Annotated in this window: 25 protein-coding genes and 2 tRNA genes; 6 read left to right on the top strand and 21 right to left on the bottom strand. The window is 59.3% G+C overall.

The features are described from left to right. Positions 1-24: 24 nt before the first annotated feature. Complete coding sequence (locus FE840_RS07135) at positions 25-219, top strand: hypothetical protein (RefSeq protein ID WP_138285533.1); 195 nt, start codon at positions 25-27, stop codon at positions 217-219. Positions 220-274: 55 nt separating this feature from the next. Here the strand turns inward: FE840_RS07135 and FE840_RS07130 are convergent, their stop codons facing one another. Next, positions 275-529 carry a hypothetical protein gene (locus FE840_RS07130; RefSeq protein WP_138285534.1) on the bottom strand — a complete coding sequence of 85 codons (255 nt, stop codon included), beginning with the start codon at positions 527-529 and terminating at the stop codon, positions 275-277. Positions 530-594: 65 nt separating this feature from the next. Next, complete coding sequence (locus FE840_RS07125; protein ID WP_246318865.1) at positions 595-2,103, bottom strand: sensor histidine kinase; 1,509 nt, start codon at positions 2,101-2,103, stop codon at positions 595-597. Positions 2,104-2,405: 302 nt separating this feature from the next. Between FE840_RS07125 and FE840_RS07120 the strand changes: the two genes are divergently transcribed. Next, positions 2,406-2,681, top strand: coding sequence for a BON domain-containing protein (locus FE840_RS07120; RefSeq protein WP_138285536.1), 276 nt, complete (start codon positions 2,406-2,408; stop codon positions 2,679-2,681). A 147-nt stretch (positions 2,682-2,828) separates the two neighbouring features. On the opposite strand, the gene FE840_RS07115 is transcribed toward FE840_RS07120, so the two are convergent. Together FE840_RS07115 and treZ are read right to left on the bottom strand one after the other, a co-directional pair. Further along, positions 2,829-3,077, bottom strand: coding sequence for a hypothetical protein (locus FE840_RS07115; RefSeq protein ID WP_138285537.1), 249 nt, complete (start codon positions 3,075-3,077; stop codon positions 2,829-2,831). Between the two features lie 104 nt (positions 3,078-3,181). Then, the gene (treZ, locus tag FE840_RS07110; RefSeq protein ID WP_171033639.1) at positions 3,182-5,038 is read right to left on the bottom strand and encodes a malto-oligosyltrehalose trehalohydrolase; all 1,857 of its coding nucleotides are present in this window, start codon (positions 5,036-5,038) and stop codon (positions 3,182-3,184) included. A 188-nt stretch (positions 5,039-5,226) separates the two neighbouring features. Between treZ and FE840_RS07105 the strand changes: the two genes are divergently transcribed. Then, positions 5,227-5,478, top strand: coding sequence for a hypothetical protein (locus tag FE840_RS07105; RefSeq protein WP_138285539.1), 252 nt, complete (start codon positions 5,227-5,229; stop codon positions 5,476-5,478). 101 nt (positions 5,479-5,579) lie between these two features. Here FE840_RS07105 and FE840_RS07100 read toward each other — a convergent pair whose 3' ends face one another. The 13 genes from FE840_RS07100 to FE840_RS21175 all read right to left on the bottom strand — a co-directional run bounded on the left by FE840_RS07100 (position 5,580) and on the right by FE840_RS21175 (position 14,297). Next, the gene (locus FE840_RS07100; protein WP_138285540.1) at positions 5,580-6,641 is read right to left on the bottom strand and encodes a glycoside hydrolase family 25 protein; all 1,062 of its coding nucleotides are present in this window, start codon (positions 6,639-6,641) and stop codon (positions 5,580-5,582) included. A 265-nt stretch (positions 6,642-6,906) separates the two neighbouring features. After that, complete coding sequence (locus tag FE840_RS07095) at positions 6,907-7,410, bottom strand: VapC50 family PIN domain-containing toxin (RefSeq protein ID WP_246318864.1); 504 nt, start codon at positions 7,408-7,410, stop codon at positions 6,907-6,909. A gap of 67 nt (positions 7,411-7,477) precedes the next feature. Beyond that, positions 7,478-7,924 (bottom strand): helix-turn-helix domain-containing protein, encoded by a 447-nt coding sequence (locus FE840_RS07090; RefSeq protein ID WP_138285542.1) that lies wholly within the window; start codon positions 7,922-7,924, stop codon positions 7,478-7,480. Positions 7,925-8,197: 273 nt separating this feature from the next. Beyond that, positions 8,198-8,273: transfer RNA gene (locus FE840_RS07085), tRNA-Phe, on the bottom strand. Positions 8,274-8,503: 230 nt separating this feature from the next. Next, positions 8,504-8,716: a DNA gyrase inhibitor YacG gene (gene yacG / locus FE840_RS07080; protein WP_138285543.1), complete on the bottom strand. Its 213-nt coding sequence runs from the start codon at positions 8,714-8,716 to the stop codon at positions 8,504-8,506. Positions 8,717-8,720: 4 nt separating this feature from the next. Further along, the gene (locus FE840_RS07075; RefSeq protein WP_138285544.1) at positions 8,721-9,341 is read right to left on the bottom strand and encodes a Maf-like protein; all 621 of its coding nucleotides are present in this window, start codon (positions 9,339-9,341) and stop codon (positions 8,721-8,723) included. Positions 9,342-9,364: 23 nt separating this feature from the next. After that, the gene (gene infA / locus FE840_RS07070; protein WP_004435948.1) at positions 9,365-9,583 is read right to left on the bottom strand and encodes a translation initiation factor IF-1; all 219 of its coding nucleotides are present in this window, start codon (positions 9,581-9,583) and stop codon (positions 9,365-9,367) included. A 148-nt stretch (positions 9,584-9,731) separates the two neighbouring features. After that, positions 9,732-10,187, bottom strand: coding sequence for an arsenate-mycothiol transferase ArsC (locus FE840_RS07065; RefSeq protein WP_138285545.1), 456 nt, complete (start codon positions 10,185-10,187; stop codon positions 9,732-9,734). 4 nt (positions 10,188-10,191) lie between these two features. Then, positions 10,192-10,665, bottom strand: a complete 474-nt coding sequence (locus FE840_RS07060) for a UPF0262 family protein (RefSeq protein ID WP_138285546.1) — start codon at positions 10,663-10,665, stop codon at positions 10,192-10,194. A gap of 7 nt (positions 10,666-10,672) precedes the next feature. Further along, positions 10,673-11,971 (bottom strand): histidinol dehydrogenase, encoded by a 1,299-nt coding sequence (gene hisD / locus FE840_RS07055; protein ID WP_138285547.1) that lies wholly within the window; start codon positions 11,969-11,971, stop codon positions 10,673-10,675. Positions 11,972-12,027: 56 nt separating this feature from the next. Continuing rightward, on the bottom strand, positions 12,028-12,465 hold the full coding sequence (locus FE840_RS07050; protein ID WP_138285548.1) for a DUF2948 family protein: 438 nt from the start codon (positions 12,463-12,465) through the stop codon (positions 12,028-12,030). Between the two features lie 128 nt (positions 12,466-12,593). Next, entirely contained in the window at positions 12,594-13,886 is a 1,293-nt protein-coding gene (murA, locus tag FE840_RS07045; RefSeq protein ID WP_138285549.1) for a UDP-N-acetylglucosamine 1-carboxyvinyltransferase, read from the bottom strand. Between the two features lie 162 nt (positions 13,887-14,048). Then, positions 14,049-14,297 carry a hypothetical protein gene (locus FE840_RS21175; protein ID WP_425502205.1) on the bottom strand — a complete coding sequence of 83 codons (249 nt, stop codon included), beginning with the start codon at positions 14,295-14,297 and terminating at the stop codon, positions 14,049-14,051. 156 nt (positions 14,298-14,453) lie between these two features. Between FE840_RS21175 and FE840_RS07035 the strand changes: the two genes are divergently transcribed. After that, positions 14,454-14,528: transfer RNA gene (locus tag FE840_RS07035), tRNA-Thr, on the top strand. A 148-nt stretch (positions 14,529-14,676) separates the two neighbouring features. Here the strand turns inward: FE840_RS07035 and FE840_RS07030 are convergent. After that, positions 14,677-15,033, bottom strand: a complete 357-nt coding sequence (locus FE840_RS07030; RefSeq protein WP_138285550.1) for a hypothetical protein — start codon at positions 15,031-15,033, stop codon at positions 14,677-14,679. 192 nt (positions 15,034-15,225) lie between these two features. Between FE840_RS07030 and FE840_RS07025 the strand changes: the two genes are divergently transcribed. Next, positions 15,226-15,564, top strand: a complete 339-nt coding sequence (locus FE840_RS07025) for a protein tyrosine phosphatase family protein (RefSeq protein ID WP_138285551.1) — start codon at positions 15,226-15,228, stop codon at positions 15,562-15,564. A gap of 32 nt (positions 15,565-15,596) precedes the next feature. On the opposite strand, the gene galE is transcribed toward FE840_RS07025, so the two are convergent. The 3 genes from galE to mscL form a co-directional block, all read right to left on the bottom strand. After that, positions 15,597-16,628 carry a UDP-glucose 4-epimerase GalE gene (gene galE / locus FE840_RS07020; protein ID WP_138285552.1) on the bottom strand — a complete coding sequence of 344 codons (1,032 nt, stop codon included), beginning with the start codon at positions 16,626-16,628 and terminating at the stop codon, positions 15,597-15,599. A 164-nt stretch (positions 16,629-16,792) separates the two neighbouring features. Continuing rightward, positions 16,793-17,962: a pyridoxal phosphate-dependent aminotransferase gene (locus tag FE840_RS07015; RefSeq protein ID WP_138285553.1), complete on the bottom strand. Its 1,170-nt coding sequence runs from the start codon at positions 17,960-17,962 to the stop codon at positions 16,793-16,795. A 152-nt stretch (positions 17,963-18,114) separates the two neighbouring features. Beyond that, entirely contained in the window at positions 18,115-18,540 is a 426-nt protein-coding gene (gene mscL / locus FE840_RS07010; protein WP_138285554.1) for a large conductance mechanosensitive channel protein MscL, read from the bottom strand. Between the two features lie 236 nt (positions 18,541-18,776). On the opposite strand from mscL, the gene FE840_RS07005 reads away from it, so the two are divergent. Continuing rightward, a complete protein-coding gene (locus FE840_RS07005) occupies positions 18,777-22,283 on the top strand; it encodes a hybrid sensor histidine kinase/response regulator (protein WP_138285555.1) in 3,507 nt (1,168 codons plus the stop codon). The last annotated feature ends 17 nt before the right edge of the window (positions 22,284-22,300 follow it).

Here is a 22,300-nt window from a genome sequence, read left to right as displayed (position 1 = left end):
CACTTTGAACAGGAGGAACAGACTATGTGGCAACTCTTGAAAAAGGCGCGTGATCGCTGGTTTCGCTTCGCGGCAGTCGACAGCCAAGAAAAACCACCCGAAAAATCCCAGATCGCGCTACCTGAGCGGGCCGACCTTCCCCTTCGTGAACGGTCGCGTCAGCTTGTTGCCGTGCCGGCCCGCCTCGATGGCGGATGGATGGGCTCGGGCCGCCAATAGTCCATTGTTGGCAGTGGCGCTTGCGACACCCTCGGGATTGTTGCTCTGATTTTGGCTAGGGATTCCGCTGGTCGTCGTCGCTGTCCCGAATATCGAAATTGGCATCCCAATCCTTCGGTGGGTCCTTCTTCGTCGGCGGCCATTTGTTGGCGGTCGCGTCTTCCGAACCAGTCACCACTGTTGGCTTCGCGCTCATGACGCCATCGCTGTCGCCACCGTGCTGAGTTCCCGCAAACTGGCCTTTGGCGTCTTTTTCGATCCGGCTGAGCCCATCCCTGTTGCCGGCATCCCTACCATCTCTATTCGTCATCTCAAGCTCCTTTCCAACCTGGTCAGAAAGCAACCCGAACAGAGCGGCAAAGTTCCGACTGTCGCTCAGCGGTCAGAACCGCCGCTGGCAAAAGCCGCGTATGGTGCCGTCATGGTCCAGCGCAATCCCTCCGGGGCAAACTCGATGGAGACCTGACCGCTGAAGGAACTCGCGGCGTGTCGGTCGATCACCGTGGTCCCGAACCCGCGCCGCCTGGGAATGGTCACGGATGGGCCGCCACTTTCTTTCCAGGAAAATGTGAGGTTCGGTTCATCACTGCCATCTTCAACAAAGCTCCACCGGATCTCCACTCTTCCTGAGGGAACAGAGAGCGCTCCATACTTGATCGAATTTGTCGTCAGCTCGTGAAAGACCAGACCGAGGTTCTGAACCGCATTTGCATTGGCCAGCACCGCAGGTCCGTCGATGCTCACCCGCTCCGTGGTTCCAAGAACCGTGGAGACCTGCATTTCCACAAGGCTGGTCAGGGGAATGCCACCCCATTGCTGTTTCGCCAGTGCCTCGATCGACCGGGCCAAGCCGGCCAGGCGCCCGCTGATTGCCGCCTGGAAATCATCGACGCTGTCGGTGCTTCGCGCGACCTGACGCATCATGGCCTGAACAAGAGACAGGATGTTCTTGGTCCGGTGGACGAGTTCCTGCAGAATGAAATGGACCCTTTCCTCGGCCTCAGCACGGTCGAAAGAGGCATTGGACAAGGCAATCGCCACCTGATTGGCCTCCTCAACCTTGGTGATGACAGGCGGGACGATTTCTCCCTTGCCGATCCGCTCTGCCATGATGGCGATCTGTCGGATACCACGTTGCAATTGCTGGGCAGCAACGAGAACAATACCGAGACTGAGAGCAAGGATGACTAGGCTACCCGCAATCAGGTTCCGCCAGGCGTCGATGAAAGACGCCTGAGCATCTGAGACAGATCCCCAGACAACAACCCGCCACGGCCATTCTCCGGTGCGAGCATAACCCACCATCAATTTTCCGTTGGAGGTGTCGATCACGGCAGTATTGCCGGAACCGGTCATCTGCTCCAGCAAAGCCGGGTCGAAGGGCTCGCCAGACGGCCTGTCATCCATGCCGCTTGAAACAATGACGCGATCATCCGCATCCAGCAATGCGGCCGACCAACCCATGGGGAGGCCCTCTGTCGATGTCATGCTGACCAGGCTTCCGGCATCCTGCGTGAGGACGATTGCAGCCGCCCCTGATGGCAAGTCTGGTTCGAGTGGCATGGCCATGCTGAATATCCAGCGCTGGCTGGTGCTACCAAAGAAGATGCCGGATAGTGTTGTTCTGTTTCGCTCTAGCGCTTCATCTACCGGTTTTGTGTGGGCGAGCGGTCGCAGCGGAGCACCAGGTGGCACGCGGGTATTGAGAAGCTGATTGCCCTGTCCATCAGAGAGCATCACATAGAGGTCTCCGCTTTGCAGACTGGAGCTGACCCGCTGATGGAACACCGTGAGATCTGCATCCCGTAGATCGGCTGAACCGCCGAGAAGGCGCAGCGTGGTCGACATGTCCTGCAGCTTGCGCTCGACGGCCCGACTGACCATTTGGGCATCCTGTGCTGCCCGCAGCTGTAATCGCTGAAATTCCTGATTCTCGAGCTGCAAGAGCAGGAAGACGACGAAGAGGATGAGCGGCAAGGTCGCAAGGGCAGCCATTGCGATAAGGTATGCACGGATCGACGCTGTCGGAAATTTCGAGAACAAAGGCTTCATCGCTTGACGACTCGTTCACCTACGGCGCGCCCATCACAGAAAGCACCAGAGCTGCTTTGCATTCTCATCTGGCCCCTTTTGAACCAATCAGGCCGCTGCGCGTTACCTGCATAAGAAAACCGGAGAGCGGGTTCATGGTATTCAAACCACAACGATTTCATGAGGAAGGACCTGAAGTAGGGCGAGAATTTCCCGTTGATGCAACGCTGGAGACCGCCGTGGCCGACGCCCTTGCGTCGTCTGAGGGCGTTGATGCAAGTGCCTTGCGGGTCATTGCCCGGCGCGGAGAAATCCTGTTGCTCGGAAAGTTCGACAGTCAGGACGAACTTGATCGCGCGATCGAGATTTCCATGGCCATAGCTGGGGTTAGCCGGGTTCGCGTAACGGCAAGCGAAAGCGACCTGACTTAGCCAGGTCGGCCGTGATGACCGGTCGAAACGACGAGGTTCTCGATGCGATATACTTATGCATCGCCACTCGCCTCTGACTTGCGCTGAATTGCTAGGCGCTGCCTTGTCCCCCATGTTCATTCATGCACCTTCGTGCCGCCATCTGCCCTATTGGGGAGTGACATTTCCACTGGTCCCAGACGGAGGAACCGGCTTTTCGCTGATTTCGCGCATATGCCCCTTCAAATCCTGATGGCGCAGCACGAATGACTTTCGCGCGTCTGCAAGTCGGTCGGACTGCCGCCTCGCCGCCTCTACCGCCAGTCCATAGCTCGGATAGGCCGGCGATTGAGTGCCATCCGTCAGCACCACCCATCCCGACGCATCAGGAACGATATCGCAATAGTGTTCGCCCATCGCCACTCCTCCGGTCACATGCCCCGTGCATGTGCAGCCGCGTTCTTAACGTTTGCTGAACGAGAGGGTTCCCGCGCAGCGGTAATTTTTCCAGTCGCGATGATCTAGGATTGCCGCGCAAAGAGAAGGGATGCGCCCGGAAGATCTATGTCGTCCTTTTCATCCAGCGTCTCCATCAGGCCATCCGCATGAATAATGGCACCGGCAAAACGGGGCATTCGTTTGGTTTCATCGGAAAAATTGGCACGCAACTGCCAGAGGCCTTTGCCAAGCCGCCAATCGACAGCGACCGCACCGTCCGCCGCCAGAAGAACCTCTCCAGCATCACCCGCTGCCTCGGCGAGCAGCGGAACCAGGAAATTCTGACGTTTTGTGATCAGGTCGGCGATCCTTGCCTGCTGCCTCTGCCCCATCTCCGTCGATGCAAAACCCCAGTCCAGTTTCGAGCGAATGAACGTCTCTCTGTCATTGGGGTCGCTGATATCGTCGACGGATACATCATCATGCGCACCGAAGCCGCGCGCCTGTTCCAGCCGGTCCTTCGGCATGTCCTTGGTGATATGTGTCGGGTAATCGCTGAAGAAGAAAAAGGGCTGGCGGCTGCCATAGGTTTCGCCCATGAACAGCAGGGGGATCTGGGGCGCAAGAAGCAGCATCGCCATCAGCCGGTCGGCGAGGTCCTGATCGACCAGGGCCAGCAACCGTTCACCAAATGCGCGATTGCCGATCTGGTCGTGATTTTGCAGGAAATTGACAAAAGCGGTCGGCGGAAGATGCCCGCTCGGCCCGCCGTGGAGATCGGGATCGAGATATTCGACATTTTCACCTTGCAACACAAAGCCCGTCGCCAGCGCCCGACCAAGGCGGGTCCAAATATCTGAGGCAAAGGGTTTGAAATGCCCTCTCGGCTCATTTGCAGCCCAGGCATGCAGAAGGTGGTGATAGCCGTCGTTCCACACGGCGTCATAGAAATGCGGCTTCCCCTCATCATCCCGCTCAAGCCAAGGGGTCTGGTTGCGATTGTCCTCGAAAACGAGGTGAACATGCCGCTCGCCGCTCACCTCCCGAACTGTCTGCGCCAGTTCCTCCACCAGATGACGCTCCGAGCGATCATCGAGAATGTGATTGGCGGCATCGACGCGAAGACCGTCAAAGGCATATTCCTCGATCCAGTAAAGCGCGTTGTCGATGATGAAATCGCGGCACGGCGACTTGCTAAAGTCGATTGCCTGTCCCCAGGGCGTGCCTTTCTCCTGGAAGAATTCGGGTGCATAGACGGAGAGGTAGTTTCCGTCGACGCCCAGATGATTATAGACCACGTCGAGGATCACCATGAGGCCGAGCCCATGGGCGCGGTCGATCAGCGCTTTCAGATCATCAGGAGAGCCATAAGGCGGATAGGGGGTATAGAGCAGCACTCCGTCATAACCCCAGCCACGCTGGCCACTGAAGGCGGCGACCGGCATCAACTCGATGACGGTAATTCCGGTGGCCGCCAGATCAGCAAGCTTTTCGGCTGCGGCGGCAAAGGTGCCTTCATCCGTAAAGGTGCCGACATGCAATTCGCAGACAACCGCTTCATGCCAGGGTCTGCCCCGCCACTGCGTATGCCGCCACTGATAGGCCGTTGGATCAACGATCAGCGAGGGGCCATGGACGTCATGCTTCAATGCCCGCCCAGCAGGATCCGGAACATGCATGCCCTCCGGCAGGACGAAGGCATATTCGCTGCCTGGCACGACACCGGTGACCAGAAGCTCAAACCAGCCATCACCGACAGGCGACATCGGGGTGGTTTCGCCATTCAGCCAAAGCGAAAGCGTGCTCAGGCCCGGTGCCCAGAGGGCAAAGCGGACTTCTCCGGCGGCCACATATTCAGCACCCCAGCGCTTCGGAAAGACCCGGTATTCCGGCTGTTGCAGGGCTTTCAGTTCCGCATCCGTCAAGCCGGTCTCAATCATGTCGCCCTCCATCCGCCAGCCTTATTGCCGACAGGCAGGCAAACACGGGAGCAGACCGGAAGGTTCCCCTGCCCCATGCCCAAAGAGGCATGCAACGAGGGGCCGTGAAAACACCTGGATTGCGGAACAATGGGCAGGCAGCGGAATTGGGTCTTCAGGGGATCACGAGCACCAAGGAGGCCGTTATCATGAGCCATTTGAAACAGGATCGGCTGCAGTGCGCCGATGACCGACGGATCAGCGCCGGCGGCACGCCGGAAACCCCCAATACCCCGCCGGACGACCAACCGCCCATGCCCGCTCCCACCTGGGCGCCGGATGTGCCGGTGACCGAGCCAGAACCCGATGTTCTGCCCGATGAGGTTCCGCGGCCCAATCCCGATGAAACCCGCGATCCGCCGGTCGTTGAGCCAAGTGCAAGCGCCTTCTTTCGCGGATGAGGATCAGCCAGACAAGCCAAAGGCGGCGGAGGAATCATCCTCTGCCGCCCTCCTTTCAATCCTATGCAAGCTGAACGCTATCGCAAGATGATGCCTGTTGCTCAGCGCAGGCCAGCCACCTGATCCCAGCGGGCCTTGCCGTGGATGAAGCGCTGCCAATCGTTTTCCGAGCCATAGAAGACGTTGAGGTCAATCTCTCCGCCTGCCCCTTGCGAAAGGCCTGTGCCGGAATACTGCCAGAACAGCCATTTGCGCTCCGGATAGCGAACGGAGGGGTGGGCTGCGACAGACCGCAGCCAGAAGGGATAATCACGGAAGTGTCCGCGCAGATTGTCCTCGTAGAAATCCGGGGTCGCATAGATGATCGGGCGCTTGCCATAGTGGCGCTCGAGCCGGTCCATGAAGACCTGCATCTTTTCGCGGACCTCACGCGGCGAGAGGCGGAAGCGGCAGCTTGATTCCCCGTTATATTCGACGTCGATCACGGGTGGCAGCGCATCCGGGTCCTTCGGCACATTGCGGATGAACCAGTCGGCCTGCTGGCTTGCCACGCGGCACCAGTAGATGAAGTGATAGGCTCCACGCTTGACGCCAGCCGCCTTTGCGGCATTCCAGTTGGCCTTGAACATCGGATCAAGATGATCGCCGCCTTCGGTCGCCTTGATGAAGGCGAAATTTGCCCCGTTCTTGCGAAGCGTCGGCCAGTCCAGCTCACCCTGCCAGCGAGAGACGTCAACGCCATGCACCGGGTGACGCTGCGGCGCCGCCTTGCCGAAATTGATCGGCTTGGCATCGCTGAAGCGTTGGCCATAGACCTTGTGATGCTGACCACGGCGGAAGGGCACAAGCTGGGACGCCAGCGTCGAGACCGGGCGAGCATCGGGAACCGGCATGCCGGCACTCGTTCCTGGCGTTTCAAAATGGGAAACACCGGACGATGCGTTGGCAAAGGCAAGGGCCTGACGGTCCTGCCCGGCGGAAGCCCCGATTGCCCCGGTCGTTTCGCTGACGGCCACCTGAGGAACGGGTGCACCCACACCCTGCTGGGAGGCCACCTGTTGCGAGGAGGGTGTCAGCGTCAACGCCTCTTCAGGCCCCGCCGACCGGCATCCGGAAAGAACCAGACAACCGAACACAATCGAAGAAACAGCCTTCAGACGCATGATCACCCGCACAAGCTAAGCAGAACAAAAACTCGACCACCCACGCGCCGCCGCGCAGGCGAGGATCGCTAACAAAGCCTTACCGGAGAAGGATGAATGAATGGTTTATCGGGGGGGTAGGGCTCGAAACTCGCTTTGCTCAAAGGAGGTGCGTGAGCGCCTGACTTCAGGCCGTCCGGGGGTCGAACAAATGATCGGTGCTGGGGAATTCGCAGCGGGCCTATTTGACTTGGACACGCGGGGAAGCCAATCGCGCTTCCAAAGCTTACAGAACCGAAAGATACTCTTGGAGCTCAGCCACCGTTTTGGGGAGGCTTTGCCTTTCCAGGGTTTGCAAGTACTCTTCCGAGGTCTTCGGCGGGTTCCGTAGCCGCGCCCGACAGCGCTGCGCCGCAATGATCACGCCCGCGTTGTTCAATCCAAATTGGTGGAATATAAAATCATCAGGGTGGAGTACCTCGATGTTGTATTTTGCGACGGTGGCTTTGGGAAAGTCTTTCAGGTTAAACGTCACGATTGCGTCGCTTGACGAAGCTATGGCTGCCGCCAAAACATGCCTGTCATCCATATCAGGCAGAGTGACAGACGGGACAAGATCCTCATAACCTTCAACCATACAATCTGGCACGGCGGCATTCATCAAGTCTTTGGTGCGACCGAGTTGCTCCGCCGTTAGATCGTGTCGATCTTTCAGCACATTGCGGATCCATTCATCATGGATCTGCTCCGACCATTTGGCACGAAAAAGCCCCGCCGCTGCGAGCTCCATGAGGAAGTCGCGCAGCGGTGCAGGGTAAAGAACGCAAGCGTCCAGAACGACTGTGTATCGTGATTTTTTAATACCCCATCCCCAGTTTCTGCGCTTGCTCGGCAAGCTCGTCCATGAGCCGCTTCCTTTCATCCTCCGCCTTTCGGCGAAAGTTATCGAGGTCGCTGAATTTTATGCGGCGATGGCTGCCGACCATGTGAAACGGGATTTTTCCTTCTTCCAGCAGCTTTATCAGGTAGGGCCGCGACACATTGAGCTGATCTGCTGCCTCTTGAGTTGTGAGCTCGGCATGCACAGGGATCACCGTTACGGCATTACCTTGGGCCATCTCCGTCAACAGGTGGTAGAGCAATTCGCTCACGGCTCTCGGGAGCTTCAGCGGCTCGCCGCCGTCCACTTGGACGCGGAGTTCCGCACCCTCGTGTTTTGCGCGCGATATGTAGCGACTAGCCTGAGCGGCCAATTCGGTATCGTCCGCCGTTGGCAATATTGGGCGTTCTAGCAATTGCGACATGGGCGACATCCTTCGCTATATTTACTTCAGGGATATGGCAGCGAGTCAGTATCCGCAATATTCGCATCAATCGCAATATCCGAAATTCATAAACATTCTACGATGCCCTTGGCTCCAATAGCGGAGACCACCCCGCAGACCACGCAGGAGCTTGTCGCATTTCATATCGCGTCGAGTTGCAGCGCATGGGAGAAACCCACTGAAAATCAACGAATCTCAATCGCAACTGCTACGACACGCGAAGGGAAAACTATCAGCTAAGTACTTGAAAAATGGTGCCCGGAGGCGGATTTGAACCACCGACACGCGGATTTTCAATCCGCTGCTCTACCAACTGAGCTATCCGGGCATCCTGGCCTTGTTGTCAGCCATTGGCCTCTCCTGCAAGAGGCCGTCGGGGTATTTCCCCGGGAGCGAGCGGGGTTATAACATCTTGTTCGGCCATGGCAAGGCGGTTTGCCGCACTTTTTTGAAGAAGATGTGAAAAAGGCAGAAAGGCCAATGTGAACAAGGGGATCGGCGCCATGGGGGCGAGCCTGTCGCCGGTCGTGGCGCGAGAAGTTTCGGGCTTTTCAGCCTTCAGCCGCGCCCGTCGTCCTCGGCCTTGCTCTCATCCTCGGCAACGGGGATGGCATAGGAGCCTTTCAGCCAGCGCGAAAGATCGAGATTGCGGCAGCGGTCCGAGCAGAAGGGATAGTTTTCGCGCGTCGAGGGACGGCTGCATTCGGGACAGGGCCTGGTCTTGCGCAAGGGTTCGACCTTTGCCATCGGCCTTTCGTCTTCGCCTGCCATGGCGTCAGCCTTCCGTCCAGCCGGTATGCACGTCATAGCCCTCGCCCGAGAGCATCTGCAGCGTCTCAAACAGCGGCAGGCCGACGACATTGGTGTAAGAGCCGACAAGCTTCTGGACAAAAGTGCCGGCAATGCCCTGGATGGCATAGGCACCGGCCTTGCCGCGCCATTGGCCAGAGGCGAGATAGCATTCGATGTCATAGCCGGAGAGCCGCTTGAAGCGGACCTTGGTCTCGACGATCTTCTGGCGCAGCTTGCCGTCGGGCGTGATCAGGCAGACGCCGGTGAAAACCCAGTGGCTGCGTCCAGACAGAAGCTGGAGTGCCGAGGAGGCTTCCTCGATATATTCTGCCTTGGGCAGGATGCGCCGGCCAACGGCCACGACCGTATCGGCGGCCAGGATATGGCTATCCCTCCAGGTCAGGTCCTTGCGTATCTCGGCATAGGCGGCCTTGGCCTTGTCGGCGGAGAGGCGGCGGGCCAGCGAGCGCGGATGCTCGGACTTTGCCGGCGTCTCATCCAGGTCCATGGGCATCAGGCGCGCGGGCTCGATGCCTGCCTGCTTCAACAGGTCAAGGCGGCGCGGCGACCCGGAGGCCAGTATCAGCTTCTGTCTCAGTGGCATGAACCCTCCCGCAGGCGGCGGGCTTACTTGAAGCGATAGGTGATACGGCCCTTGGTCAGGTCGTAAGGGGTCATTTCAACAAGCACCTTGTCGCCGGCGAGAACGCGGATGCGGTTCTTGCGCATGCGGCCTGCGGTGTGGGCGATGATCTCGTGCTCGTTTTCGAGCTTGACCCGGAAAGTCGCGTTCGGCAGCAGTTCCGTAACGACGCCGGGAAATTCGAGGACTTCTTCTTTTGCCATAGAGCGGTTGTCTTCCTTGATGTTTCAAACGGGGGCCGATTGCCGCCCCCTTAAAAAGGTTGGCGGAAACTACACAATCGGCGAGGATTTGTGAACCTTGCAGATCAGGCTTTCGGAATTTGTTTCAAAGGGCCTGCAGTCGGGGCTTTTACCCCCTGACGAAGCGCTCGACAATCAATCTTTTCAGCCGGTCTCGCACATCGCGATAGGCATTCAGGATCTGCTCGCGCGTGCCCGTCGTTCCGGTAGGGTCGGGCATAGGCCAATAGGCCACGTCAACAGCGGTCGAGCGGGTGAGTTCAAGGGCTGCGTGATGGGCCTCGGGCGAGAGTGTGATGACGAGATCGAAATAATCGTCCTCCAGATCCTCCAGCGTCTGTGGCTGACGACGACCAAGGCTCAAACCCTCCTCGTCCAGTACCGCATCCACGAAAGGATCGCGTTCACCGCGCTTCACGCCGGCCGATGCCACATAGATACCCGACGGCAGCATGGCGCGGGCGAGCGCCTCGGCCATGGGCGAGCGGATGGAGTTCATGCCGCAAACAAAGAGGATCGCGCCTGGACGCCGGTCTTTCAGATCGCCGGAACCGGGATCTTCCATCCGGTCATCCACGCCAGTAGAGCACGCAGACCAGCGTGAAGAGCCGGCGTGCCGTGTCGAAATCTATTCTGATCTTGCCGTCCAACCGGTCCATCAGCGTCTGTGAGCCATCATTGTGAATGCCGCGCCGGCCCATGTCGATCGCCTCGATCTGCGATGGCGTCGACGTGCGAATCGCCTCGTAATAGCTCTCGCAGATCATGAAGTAATCCTTGATGATCCGGCGAAAGGGCGTGAGCGACAGAATGTGGGTTGCGACATCAGCACCCGCCTCGGTCTTGATCGAAAAAACCAGCTTGCTGTCCATCAGGGACAGTTGCAGGCGGTAGGGACCGCCAGGATGGCCTACCGGCTCGAAGCTGTTTTCCTCGATCAGGTCGAAGATCGCGACGGCGCGCTCATGCTCGACATCCGGCGTCGAGCGGCCGATGGTCTCGTCCAGAAAGACATCACAGAGCCGGTAGGCGCTTTCGCTCATCGCTCGATCACCCTTCCAGGTTCAGACGGATGGCAACCGAGCGCGCATGGGCGTCGAGCCCCTCGGAATTCGCCAGCGCGATTGCCGCCGGTGCCAGCTGGCGCAGCTGCTCGGGTCCAAGCCTGAGTATCGAGGTACGCTTGACATAGTCGAGCACCGAGAGGCCGGAGGAAAAGCGTGCGGAACGCGCCGTTGGCAGCACGTGGTTGGAGCCGCCGACATAGTCGCCGATCACTTCCGGCGTATGGCGTCCGACAAAGATCGCGCCGGCATTGAGGATCGCCTTGACGAGCGGTTCCGGGTCAGCGACGGCGAGTTCCAGATGCTCGGCGGCAATGCGATTGGCAAGTGGAATGCTGTCGTCCATCGTCTTGACGAGAATGATGGCGCCAAAATCGCGCCAGCTCGCGCTTGCCGTTTCGGCGCGGTTAAGGCTCTTCAACTGTCGCTCGACAGCCTCTTCCACCGCCTTGCCAAAGGCGCGATCAGTGGTGATCAGGATCGATTGGGCTCCCGGATCATGCTCGGCCTGGGCAAGCAGGTCGGCAGCCAGCCAGTCCGGATCATTGTCAGGCTCGGCAATCACCAGAACTTCCGATGGACCGGCGATCATGTCGATGCCGACCGTACCGAACACATGGCGCTTGGCGGCGGCAACATAGGCATTGCCGGGGCCGACGATCTTGGCAACAGGCTCTATGGTTTCCGTGCCATAAGCGAGAGCCGCCACGGCCTGCGCACCACCGATGCGGTAGATCTCGGTGACGCCGGCGATCCTGGCTGCGGCCAGCACTGTCGGGTTGATCGCGCCCCCGGTTGCCGGGCAGACCATCACGACACGCGGCACACCAGCCACCTTGGCCGGCAACGCATTCATCAGCACGGATGAGGGATAGCTCGCAGTGCCACCGGGCACATAGAGGCCGACCGCATCGATAGCCGTCCAGCGGGAGCCGAGGCCAACACCGATGGCATCCTCATAGATATCATCCTTGGGCATCTGGCGGGCGTGATGGCGCTCGATGCGGCTCGCCGCAAGTTCGAGTGCGGCCAGAAGTTCCGGTGATATCGAGCGATAGGCCTCGTCAATCTCCTGCTCGGTCACCCGCATGGGCAGGGTGTCGAAATCAATCCCGTCGAAGCGGCGCGAGTAATCCGCAAGCGCCGCATCGCCACGCTGACGCACATCGTCGATGATCTTGCGAACGATGTCGTTCACATCATCGGACACTTCCCGCTTGGTGGAAAGGAACGCCTTGAAGCGCGCCTCGAAATCGTCGGATGTCTGATCAAGCCAGATTGCCACGTCCTCAGTCTTCCTTCCTGCCCCTGCCCTCGTTCATGCTGCCCGTCGTCGTCCGCTCAGTCGCCGGGATGGCCTGGCTTGCTAGCCGTTTCCCATGCGCCACCGGTATCGGCCAGCTGCGCCTCGATGCATTCGACATCCAGAGCGATGGTACCGCCGCCCGACAGGACAAGTTCGATCACGCCATCAGGCCCGTCGTCCTTGATCAGGAACCGCACTGCCAGCAGCGACAGGACATCATCGCCCTTGCTCCGGTCAAAGCCGATTGAGCGGACAGCCTGGACCCGCTTGAAGCTCAAGACGGCGCGACGGCGCTCATAGCTTTTTGCGGCGCGATCGGCCTTTTCCCAGACGAAGCGATTGACGGCCACCGAAAACAGGCTCGAACGGGCAGAAAAGGACAGATCCGCCACCTTGAACACCGCATCCTGCATATGAGCAGAGATGACCGAAAGGTCATCGGCGTCGAGGGCGAGTAGTTTCAAATCCGTCATAATACCTTGTCCGTCACTGCTGCATCCAGCTCCACCCTTATTCAGGTGAGGCCTTCCGCCCTGCTCATCCTTTTGACATAGGTTGTCGCTTGTCCAGAGGCAACCGGACAAATAGACCGAAGTCTAATTCAATCGCTGATGCGTTCCACAAGCGCGCCACAACGGGTCAGCTTTTCTTCCAGCCGCTCGAAGCCGCGATCGAGGTGATAGACGCGGGACACCATGGTCTCGCCTTCGGCAGCAAGGCCGGCAATCACCAGCGATACCGAAGCGCGCAGATCGGTCGCCATCACAGGAGCACCACGCAGGCGGGAGACGCCTTCGATCCGCGCCGTCTGACCGTTGAGGCTGATCTTCGCTCCAAGACGCGCCAGTTCCTGCACATGCATAAAGCGGTTCTCGAAGATGGTTTCGGTGACATGCGAGACACCCTGGGCGCGGGTCATCAGACCCATGAACTGAGCCTGCAGGTCGGTCGGGAAGCCCGGAAAGGGTTCGGTGACGATGTCAACCGGACGGATGGCCTGGCCATGGCCAATGATGCGAATTCCACCCTCAACGGCCGAGAGTTCGGCACCCGCACGGCGGATCGCCTCGACAGCCGTGTCGAGAAGCGTCATGTCTGTTCCGGTCAGGGTGACATCGCCGCCGGTCATGGCAACGGCCATGGCATAGGTACCGGTCTCGATCCGGTCCGGCAGCACCCGATGGCGCGCACCCGAGAGGCTTGGCACGCCCTCGATCGTGATGGTCGAAGTGCCAGCGCCTGTGATTTTTGCCCCCATGGCAATCAGGCAATTGGCGAGATCAACCACTTCGGGCTCACGCGCTGCATTGCCGATCACCGTGGTGCCGCGCGCCAGGGAAGCGGCCATCAGCATCACATGGGTCGCGCCAACCGAAACCTTCGGAAAGGTATAGTGGGCGCCGATCAGGCCGCCCTTGGGCGCTGTTGCATTGATATAGCCACCGTCGATTTCCATCTCGGCGCCGAGCGCCGTCAGGCCTTCGATGAAGAGATCCACAGGCCGGGTGCCGATGGCGCAGCCGCCCGGCAGGGAGACGCGAGCGCGGCCCTCTCGGGCAAGAAGCGGGCCAATGACCCAGAAGCTTGCCCGCATCTTCGACACCAGTTCGTAAGGTGCCGTCGTATCGGCAACCGTGCGGCAGGTGAAATGGATCGTGCGCGCATAGGAGCCGTCCTGGTGCTCGCGCCGGCCATTGACGGCAATGTCGACACCGTGATTGCCCAGGATGCGCACCAGGCCCTCGACATCGGCGAGATGCGGCACGTTTTCGAGGGTCAGCGTATCGCTGGTCAGAAGCGAAGCAATCATCAGCGGCAGCGCTGCATTCTTGGCGCCGGAGATCGGGATGATCCCGTTCAGCTCTTTGCCGCCGACAATCCTGATGCGATCCATGTAAGCCTACGATACGGGCAAAGCCCGCCTTTCCTGAACGAAGAGAGGCCCTGCCCTGAGGGCATGGCCGAAAGAGAGACCAGAGGGACAAGCCAGACCTGGCGCGGCTGGCTCTTTAGACGAAAAGCAACTTCTGTTCAATTCGAAGCCGCTCGCCTCGCATTAATCATCGCGATTAGTCTTAATTGCGGCAGGCAGACCATCCGTTTCGTCTGCGTCTCCGGCGCGGCGCGCCCGCTGCTGCTGTTTGCGCTTGAGTAGATTTTCACGCAGCTTTTCGGCCGTGCGCTCGCGCCGCCTGACCTCCGCCTCGCTCAAGGCCTGCACCTGGCGTTTCTTGCGGACCTCGGACGCATCTTCTTTCTGCGCGCCCGAACCTTCCCCGCCTGTCCTGTCCACATCTTTCATCATGGCGGCTTGATAGCGCGAAAACCACGGGCGCAAAAGGGGTTTGCCCGCCCCGCAACAAATCTTGGCCGCAACTTCTCTTTTCCGGCTTGCACTGCCAGTCAGACTGTGGCAATAGGCCCCTCGTTCCGGGCCGGCATCCATGGCCGCCCGCCAGATGCTGCTATAGCTCAGGGGTAGAGCACTCCCTTGGTAAGGGAGAGGCCGAGAGTTCAAATCTCTCTAGCAGCACCATTTTTCCCGATTACCGAATTTTATTTGGACAGCGATCGCGCGATCATCGCGTGATGATCTGTTGTCAGCTGCGGACCTTCAAAAGACAAAGGCGCACCATGGTCGCAGTTTCGCGAGCCCGTGATGCGCCTTAAAACGAGTGTATGCTTCAGGGTCGCGTCATCGTGACTTCCAGATCGCCCACCATGCCGACATAGAGCCGGTCGTCCTCGCGGTCCACGCGGCCGGTCATCTCAAGGCCGTTTGCGGTCGTGTAGAGCATGATGCTCTGGCCATCATTGTTTTCCGAATAGGCTGACAGGGCCATCAGTGCTGCCGGGCAATCGCCGTCATGCTGCAGAATTGTCCAGATGCCCTCGGCATAGGGTTCGTTCTGAAACTCGATGTGGCAGGTGCCCTCTGCGCTTTCGAGAGCCCAGGGGCCAGGTTCGACGGCATGAACCGGCCCTGCCATCAACAAGGCGGTCACGGCAAAGGCGGCGATGGATCGGATACGGATCGTCATAGTCTGAGTTCCTTGAGCGTTCATGAAATTCCGAAGTCTCTGTAAGGGCGCGCCTTTCGTCTCGTCAAAGGCCGGAATTGGCAAAAGGATCAAATGCCCAGATTTGGCTGCTCATGGTGTTGACCGGCGCCATCTTGATTTACATTACATTTTCACTATGTATTTGATAGATCGTTCGCAGAAAGGATTTCCATGCGCACCCGCCCACTTACAGCCCGCTATCACGTTACAGGACAGTTGCAACCAAAGGACATGCAGGCGGCGGCAGCCGAAGGCTATCAGGTCGTCCTGTGCATGCGGCCGGATGGCGAAGGCTGGGGCCAGCCGAAGTTTGCGGCCATTGCCGAGGCCGCAAAAGCTTCGGGGATAGAGGCACATTATCTGCCCGTCGGCGGCAATGCGGTGCCGATGGAGCAGGCGGCCAAGCTCAAGGCGATCCTGCGCGAAACGGAAGGCAAAGTGCTGGCCTATTGTGCTTCCGGTGCACGAAGCTCCGGGCTCTATCAGATGGCGCAGAGCATGCCGGGCTGAAACCTCGATTGACGTCGAGTTTCTTTAGAGGCTCAGAAGCCGCTGGCCAGACGCTGGCGCAGACCTTCGAGATCGGGCGTTGCCACTTCCTTCAGTCGGCGCTCCCAGTCGAGAGCCGATTCCACGATCAGCCGCAGGTCGTTGTAGCGTGGTTTCCAGCCCAGCAAGGCGCGTGCCCGGCTGGAATCCGCCACGATATAGGCAGCGTCGCCGGGACGGCGCGGGCCATATTCGATGGCAAAGGGATGGCCGCAGGCCTGGCGAACGGCGCGCAACACGTCGAGCACCGAATAACCGACGCCATAGCCGCAATTGGCCGTCATTGATGGGCCGCCCTCGCGCAGATAGGTCAGGGCAGCCAGATGGGCGTCCACCAGATCGTTCACATGGATATAGTCGCGCACGCCGGTGCCATCATGGGTGTCATAGTCCGTGCCCCAGACGGATAGTGTCTTGCGCTTTCCAAGGGCTGCCTCGCAGGCGACCTTCAGGAGATGCGTCGCGCCGAGCGACGACTGGCCGGCTCGGCCGGCAATATCGGCGCCGGCCACGTTGAAATAGCGCAAAACGACGTGTCGGAGATCATGGGCTGCAGAGGCATCGCGCAGCATCACCTCGCTCATCAGTTTCGACTGGCCATAGGGGTTTTCCGGTCGCAGCGGCGTATCCTCGGTAACCGGCAGCGCGACATCCGGCGTCCCGTAGACGGCTGCAGTGGAGGAGAATATGATCTTGTCGATCCCGGCCTCAACGGCTGCGGCAATCAGACGGCGGGTGTTACAGGTGTTGTTCTCATAATATTCGAGCGGCGCGCTGACGGAGTCCGGCACGACAATCGAGCCCGCAAAATGGACGATCGCCTCGATGCTGTTCTCGACAAAGATCTGGCTCAACAGATCCTTGTCGCCAATGTCCCCGAGATAGAAACGGGCCTTGGGTGCCACCGCCCAGCGGAAGCCCGTCGACAGCCGGTCGACAACAACGACATCTTCACCGGCATCCAGCAGCGCCCAGACCATATGGCTGCCGATGTAACCTGCACCGCCTGTTACCAAGATCGCCATGATTCTTCTTCCCGTTTCTTGTTGTTGGGAAGAGGTAACCAGATGGCACCTTAAAAGTTGTTTCCAAGCTCGCCTAAATGACGGATTTTCATGGAATATCAGAGGGTAAGGTAAAGTCCGCCTTACCCGGATCATTCAAATTTTATCGATACCCGCCCACACTGTCACAGTGCGAGAATGTACCGGCTCAAGCGATCGGCGGCATCTTCGATGTGCTTTGGATTGCGCAGGAAGCAGGCGCGCAGAAATGGCGCTCCGCCCTCGCTGAAGGCTGTTCCGGGAGCCAGACCAACGCCGGTCTTGTCGACGATATCGAGCGCGGCCTTGCGGCTGTCCGTAATGCCGTCGATCTTGAGGAAGGCGTAAAGCGCACCCTCGGGCTTCAGGGTCTCGACGCGGTTGGTAGCAATCAGCGCATCACAGAGGATGTCACGCGAGGCCCTGGCGCGGACGATGTTCTCGGCAATAAAGCCATCCCCCTCATTCAGCGCCACGACAGCACCGCGCTGCATGAACTGGGCAACACCCGAGGTGGAATACTGGATCAGGTTTTCGAGAACTTGGCCGATCTCGGGCGGAGCCACCAGCCAGCCGACCCGCCAGCCGGTCATCGACCAGTTTTTGGAGAAGGAATTGGCAAAGATGACCCGGTCACCCTCTTCCATCACATCCAGGAAGGAGGGAGCGCGCTCGCCCTCACCGAAGTAATAAAGCGCATAGATCTCGTCGGCGAGGATCCAAAGCCCGTGACGACGGGCGATGGTGAGGATCGTCTTCAGGTCCTCCTCCGTCGCCGTCCAGCCAGTCGGGTTGGAGGGTGTATTGATAAAGAGCGCTTTTGTCCTTGGCGTGATCCGGGCTTCCAGCGCCTCGAAATCAAGCGACCAGCCGCCATCGGCAAAGGTCAATGGCAGACCGACTGACTTCGCGCCTGCCAGGTCGATAGCCGAGACAATGTTCGGCCAGCAGGGCGAGAGATAGATCATTTCGTCGCCCGGCGAGGTCAGCGCCTGGACGGCAAGTGCAATCGCCTGCATGCCGGAGCCTGTCACGTAGAAATGCTCCATCGGCAGGTCTACCGCGAAGTGCCGCTGATAATAGGCCGACAGGGCCTGACGCAGTTCGGGCACGCCACGCTGCCAGGTATAGAAGGTCTCGCCGCCGAGAAGAGCCTCGCTCGCGGCTCTGTTGATGAAATCGGGTGTCGGCAGATCGCCTTCACCTGCCCAAAGCGGCAGGAGCCCATCGCGCCCACGGGCATAATTGATGATTTCAACAATGCCGCTTTCCGGTGCGGCCAGGGCGCGGGGGCTCAGCGAATAGACGAAGGACATGAATGCTTGTCTCCAGAGATCTGTTGCCCATGCTCTAGCCGATCAGCGGGCAAAAATCTCATGACAATCCGTGAGCGACGAATCGATTCAGGTGATGGATGGCCGCAGGTCGCTTGGCGCCTCGGCCATCCTGTGTCGAATGATGGGGCGCCTCAGCCCTTTTTCAGAAGGTCGCGGATTTCCGTCAGGAGCGCGATGTCGGCCGGCGGTGGAGCGGCTGCCGCTTCTTCCTTCTCCTTTTTCTCGAGGGAGGCGCGAAGCTTGTTCACGCCCTTGACCATCAGGAAGATGATCCAGGCGAGGATCAGGAAGTTGATGATGACGGTTATGAAATTGCCATAGGCGAAAACGGCACCCTGCTCACGGGCAGCGGCCAATGTCGTCGCCGTGACATTGATGTTCAGGGGCAGGAAATAGTTGGAAAAGTCAAAACCGCCGAAGATCACGCCGACAATCGGCATGACGATGTCTTCGACCAGCGAGTTGACGATCAGTCCGAAGGCGCCGCCGATGATGACGCCGACGGCGAGGTCCATCACATTGCCGCGTGCGATGAAAGTCTTGAATTCGTTCAGCATACCCCTGCTCCAGTTAAAGTAGATCCAGACGCGGAACGGGCTTCCAGCGTCCAAGCTATCGTTAATACAAGATTAAACTGCCGCAAACGGGAAAGGTCTTGTCCCGACTACATTCTTTCCGGCATAACCCGCGCGCTTGTCACGCTTGTCTCAGACTTAAGGTCAAGTGCGGGGAGATTTCAAAAATCAATAACATCACCTAGAGTGGCACCAGGCGCCGTTCAGGAGGAGAATGCGTGCTCCCGGGATGGATCATCGTTGTCGCAGCCTTGGGCTATCTGTTGTTTCTGTTTGCCGTTGCGAGCTACGGTGACCGGAAATCGCGCATCCATGGCGTTCCGCCAGGTGGCAGGCCAATGGTCTATGCCCTCAGCCTTGCGGTCTATTGTACGTCCTGGACTTATTTCGGTGGTGTCGGCCTCGCCGCTGATAGAGGGCTTGAATTTCTCGCGATCTATATCGGTCCAATCCTGATGTATACGCTTGGCATGCCCATCCTTCGGCGTGTCGTGGAGCTGGCCAAGCGTGAGCGCATCACCTCCGGTGCAGACTTCGTTGCCGCACGTTACGGGAAAAATCCGATCGTCGGCCTGATGGTGACGATCATCTATCTCGTGGGTATCGTTCCCTACATCGCGCTTCAGCTGAAGGCCGTTTCCAGCTCGGTTGCGGCGGTCATGGACCCGACGGCCTATGGCATTGGCACAGGCAATCTCTATTTCATCGACCTGCCGCTGATCGTTGCCTTCCTGCTTGCCTGTTTTGCCGTCGTTTTCGGTACCCGACATACCGATGCCACCGAGCACCAGGATGGCCTCATCCTCGCCATTGCGATGGAATCAGTGGTCAAGCTCCTGGCGTTCTGGACACTTGGTCTCTTCGTGCTTTTCGTCATGTTCGATGGTCCTGCCGATCTTTGGCAGCAAGCCAGCGAGAGCCCCATGGTCATGGAGGCGCTTGGCCATGAGACGCCTGCCGGTCGATGGCTGCTGCTGATTGCGCTCTCGGCTTTTGCGATCATCATGCTGCCACGGCAGTTCCATGTGACGGTCGTCGAGAACCGAACCGAGCGGGAACTGAAACTTGCCGGCATTCTCATGCCGCTTTACCTGATCGCGATCAACATCTTTGTCCTGCCCGCTGCTGTTGCCGGGTTGCTGACATTCAACGGGACGGGCGACCCGGACCTCTATGTCCTGTCGATTTCGCTGCATGAGGGCGCGAGCTTCGTTTCGCTGTTTACCTTTATCGGCGGGTTCTCGGCTGCGACCGCAATGGTCATTGTTGCCTCCGTGGCTCTCGGCATCATGGTGTCGAACGACATGGTCCTGCCGATCTTTCTCAGGCAGAAGCTGCTTGGCACACCCAGCCAGCGAGCAGATTTTGCGAAGACCCTCCTGCATATCCGCCGAACCGCGATCTTCGGCGTCATGTTGCTCGGCTATGTCTATTTCCGCACCGCCGACGGCTCGACCGGGCTCGCCAGTATCGGCCTTCTGTCCTTTTCAGCCATTGCCCAGATTGCGCCGGCCATGTTCGGCGGTCTTTTGTGGCGGCGGGCAAACGCGCGCGGCGCGATCGCCGGCCTTGCTTCCGGCTTCTTCGTCTGGGCCTATCTGCAGTTCCTGCCAAGCCTTGGCACCACGGACCATTCCTGGATTGCTTCTGCCGTTCTCGGCTTTCTATTCCCCGGCTTTTCGATGTTTTCGGGCGAGGCGGTCGACAATTTTGTCAATGTCACGATCTTCAGCCTGATGGTCAACACGCTCGCCTTCATCATCGGCTCACTCAGCCGCAATCCAAGGCCGGTCGAGCGTATCCAGTCCAGCGTCTTCATCAAGCGCCAGTCGCGCAGCAATATTGCCGATCGCGGCTGGAAGACCAGCGTCACCGTTGGCGAATTGAAAAGCGCGATCTCCCGCTATCTCGGCACGGAGCGGATGCAGCGCTCCTTCCGTTCCTATGAAATGAAGGTGGGCAAGAAGCTGGACGACAACAGTCTCGCGGACATGGCCTTCATCCATTTCTCCGAGCAGCTTCTCGGCAGTGCCATTGGCTCATCGTCCGCGCGCCTCGTCCTGTCTCTCATCCTGCAGAAGGCAGAGGACAGTTCGGCCGATACGGTCTGGCTCCTCGACCAGGCATCCGAAGCGCTACAATACAATCAGGACATGCTGCAGACTGCGCTCTCGCAGATGGATCAGGGGATTGCCGTTTTCGACGCCTCTGACCGCCTGACAATCTGGAACCGGCGGTTCCGCAATCTCCTCGATCTTCCCGAGCATGTCGGCCAGGTCGGCTTCCCGCTCTCGGACATTATTGCGATCCTTGCCCGCCGCGGTGACGTGCGCAATGACGACGAAGAGGCGCTGGCGAAGATCTTCCACCAGTTCGACCATCCCTTCCAGATGGTGCTTGGCGCCGGTCAGCGCATTCTCGAAGTGCGCTGCAACCTGATGCCGGACCAGGGTCTTGTCGCGACCTTCACCGATATCACTGCGCAGGTTGCTGCCGACCAGGCATTGAAACAGGCGAATGAGACGCTGGAGCAGCGGGTCAGCGAGCGCACGGCGGAACTGACCCGGGTGAACCATGCTCTGGCTGAGGCCCGGGCATCGGCCGACGAAGCCAACCTTTCCAAGACACGCTTCTTCGCCGCCGCCGGACACGACATTCTCCAGCCACTGAACGCCGCCCGTCTTTATTCATCGTCGCTGGTGGAGCGCCTCGGCGCCTCGGAAAACAGTGCTCTGGTCCGCAATATCGATTCCGCGCTTGAATCGGTTGAGATCATCCTGGGCGCGGTTCTTGATATCTCAAGGCTTGATACGGGGGCGATGAAACCGAGATTTGCGGCTGTTCCCTTGCAAGGCCTCTTTGAACGCATCGAAACGGACTTCCAACCCGTCGCGCGGGAAAAGGATCTCGAACTCGTCATCATGCCGACATCCCTGTCGGTGCGCTCGGATCCCAATCTCCTGCGCCGCCTTGTCCAGAACCTCGTGTCGAATGCGATCAAATACACGCCCGCTGGTCGCGTCATCATCGGCGCCAGACGACAGGGCAGCGATGTCGTTATCCAGGTCACGGATTCCGGCATCGGCATTCCAGCATCGAAATTCAAGACCGTGTTCAAGGAGTTCGCCCGGCTAGAAGAGGGAATGCGCACCGCGTCCGGGCTCGGTCTGGGTCTTTCAATCGTTGACCGCATTTCCCGCGTGCTGAACCACCGGGTGGAGATTTCCTCAAGGCCCGGCAAGGGCACCACCTTCAAGGTCGTGATGCCGCTGGACCTGTCCAAGCCTGCAACGCGCAAGGGCAATACCGTCACATCGATTGATCGTAACGCGATCCCGCTCCAGGGCTTCCGTGTGCTCTGCATCGACAACGAGCCGAAGATCCTGGAAGGCATGCAGCTTCTGATTTCCGGCTGGGGCTGCGAGGTAACCTGTGTCGGTTCGATTGCGGAAATGGACCAGTTGATCGCCGAGAAGAAAGACCCACCGGATCTCGCCATCGTGGATTATCATCTCGGTGACGGAAGCGGGATAGGCGCTGTCCTAAGGCTGAGAGCCGTCTATGGCGCGGAGATCCCTGCCCTGCTGATCACGGCGGACCGGACCGCTGATGTCCGGGCCGAGGCAGAGCGGCAGAACATTGCGTTGCAGAACAAGCCGGTCAAACCCGCCGCCATGCGGGCCTTCATCACCCAGGTATCCTCGCGCAAGCAGGCAGCAGAGTAGGTATGAATAGTCCGCGA

This window comes from Peteryoungia desertarenae, assembly GCF_005860795.2.
Lineage (GTDB): Bacteria > Pseudomonadota > Alphaproteobacteria > Rhizobiales > Rhizobiaceae > Allorhizobium > Allorhizobium desertarenae.
Note: the sequence above shows the minus strand (reverse complement) of the source record. Positions and strands in the feature narration are given on the sequence as shown.

Coding starts and splice junctions, on each gene's coding strand:
- FE840_RS07135 (WP_138285533.1), top strand. CDS start 25: ATGTGGCAACTCTTGAAAAAGGCGCGTGATCGCTGGTTTCGCTTCGCG.
- FE840_RS07130 (WP_138285534.1), bottom strand. CDS start 529: ATGACGAATAGAGATGGTAGGGATGCCGGCAACAGGGATGGGCTCAGC.
- FE840_RS07125 (WP_246318865.1), bottom strand. CDS start 2,103: ATGGTCAGTCGGGCCGTCGAGCGCAAGCTGCAGGACATGTCGACCACG.
- FE840_RS07120 (WP_138285536.1), top strand. CDS start 2,406: ATGGTATTCAAACCACAACGATTTCATGAGGAAGGACCTGAAGTAGGG.
- FE840_RS07115 (WP_138285537.1), bottom strand. CDS start 3,077: ATGGGCGAACACTATTGCGATATCGTTCCTGATGCGTCGGGATGGGTG.
- treZ (WP_171033639.1), bottom strand. CDS start 5,038: ATGATTGAGACCGGCTTGACGGATGCGGAACTGAAAGCCCTGCAACAG.
- FE840_RS07105 (WP_138285539.1), top strand. CDS start 5,227: ATGAGCCATTTGAAACAGGATCGGCTGCAGTGCGCCGATGACCGACGG.
- FE840_RS07100 (WP_138285540.1), bottom strand. CDS start 6,641: ATGCGTCTGAAGGCTGTTTCTTCGATTGTGTTCGGTTGTCTGGTTCTT.
- FE840_RS07095 (WP_246318864.1), bottom strand. CDS start 7,410: ATGGAGCTCGCAGCGGCGGGGCTTTTTCGTGCCAAATGGTCGGAGCAG.
- FE840_RS07090 (WP_138285542.1), bottom strand. CDS start 7,924: ATGTCGCAATTGCTAGAACGCCCAATATTGCCAACGGCGGACGATACC.
- yacG (WP_138285543.1), bottom strand. CDS start 8,716: ATGGCAGGCGAAGACGAAAGGCCGATGGCAAAGGTCGAACCCTTGCGC.
- FE840_RS07075 (WP_138285544.1), bottom strand. CDS start 9,341: ATGCCACTGAGACAGAAGCTGATACTGGCCTCCGGGTCGCCGCGCCGC.
- infA (WP_004435948.1), bottom strand. CDS start 9,583: ATGGCAAAAGAAGAAGTCCTCGAATTTCCCGGCGTCGTTACGGAACTG.
- FE840_RS07065 (WP_138285545.1), bottom strand. CDS start 10,187: ATGGAAGATCCCGGTTCCGGCGATCTGAAAGACCGGCGTCCAGGCGCG.
- FE840_RS07060 (WP_138285546.1), bottom strand. CDS start 10,665: ATGAGCGAAAGCGCCTACCGGCTCTGTGATGTCTTTCTGGACGAGACC.
- FE840_RS07050 (WP_138285548.1), bottom strand. CDS start 12,465: ATGACGGATTTGAAACTACTCGCCCTCGACGCCGATGACCTTTCGGTC.
- murA (WP_138285549.1), bottom strand. CDS start 13,886: ATGGATCGCATCAGGATTGTCGGCGGCAAAGAGCTGAACGGGATCATC.
- FE840_RS21175 (WP_425502205.1), bottom strand. CDS start 14,297: ATGATGAAAGATGTGGACAGGACAGGCGGGGAAGGTTCGGGCGCGCAG.
- FE840_RS07030 (WP_138285550.1), bottom strand. CDS start 15,033: ATGACGATCCGTATCCGATCCATCGCCGCCTTTGCCGTGACCGCCTTG.
- FE840_RS07025 (WP_138285551.1), top strand. CDS start 15,226: ATGCGCACCCGCCCACTTACAGCCCGCTATCACGTTACAGGACAGTTG.
- galE (WP_138285552.1), bottom strand. CDS start 16,628: ATGGCGATCTTGGTAACAGGCGGTGCAGGTTACATCGGCAGCCATATG.
- FE840_RS07015 (WP_138285553.1), bottom strand. CDS start 17,962: ATGTCCTTCGTCTATTCGCTGAGCCCCCGCGCCCTGGCCGCACCGGAA.
- mscL (WP_138285554.1), bottom strand. CDS start 18,540: ATGCTGAACGAATTCAAGACTTTCATCGCACGCGGCAATGTGATGGAC.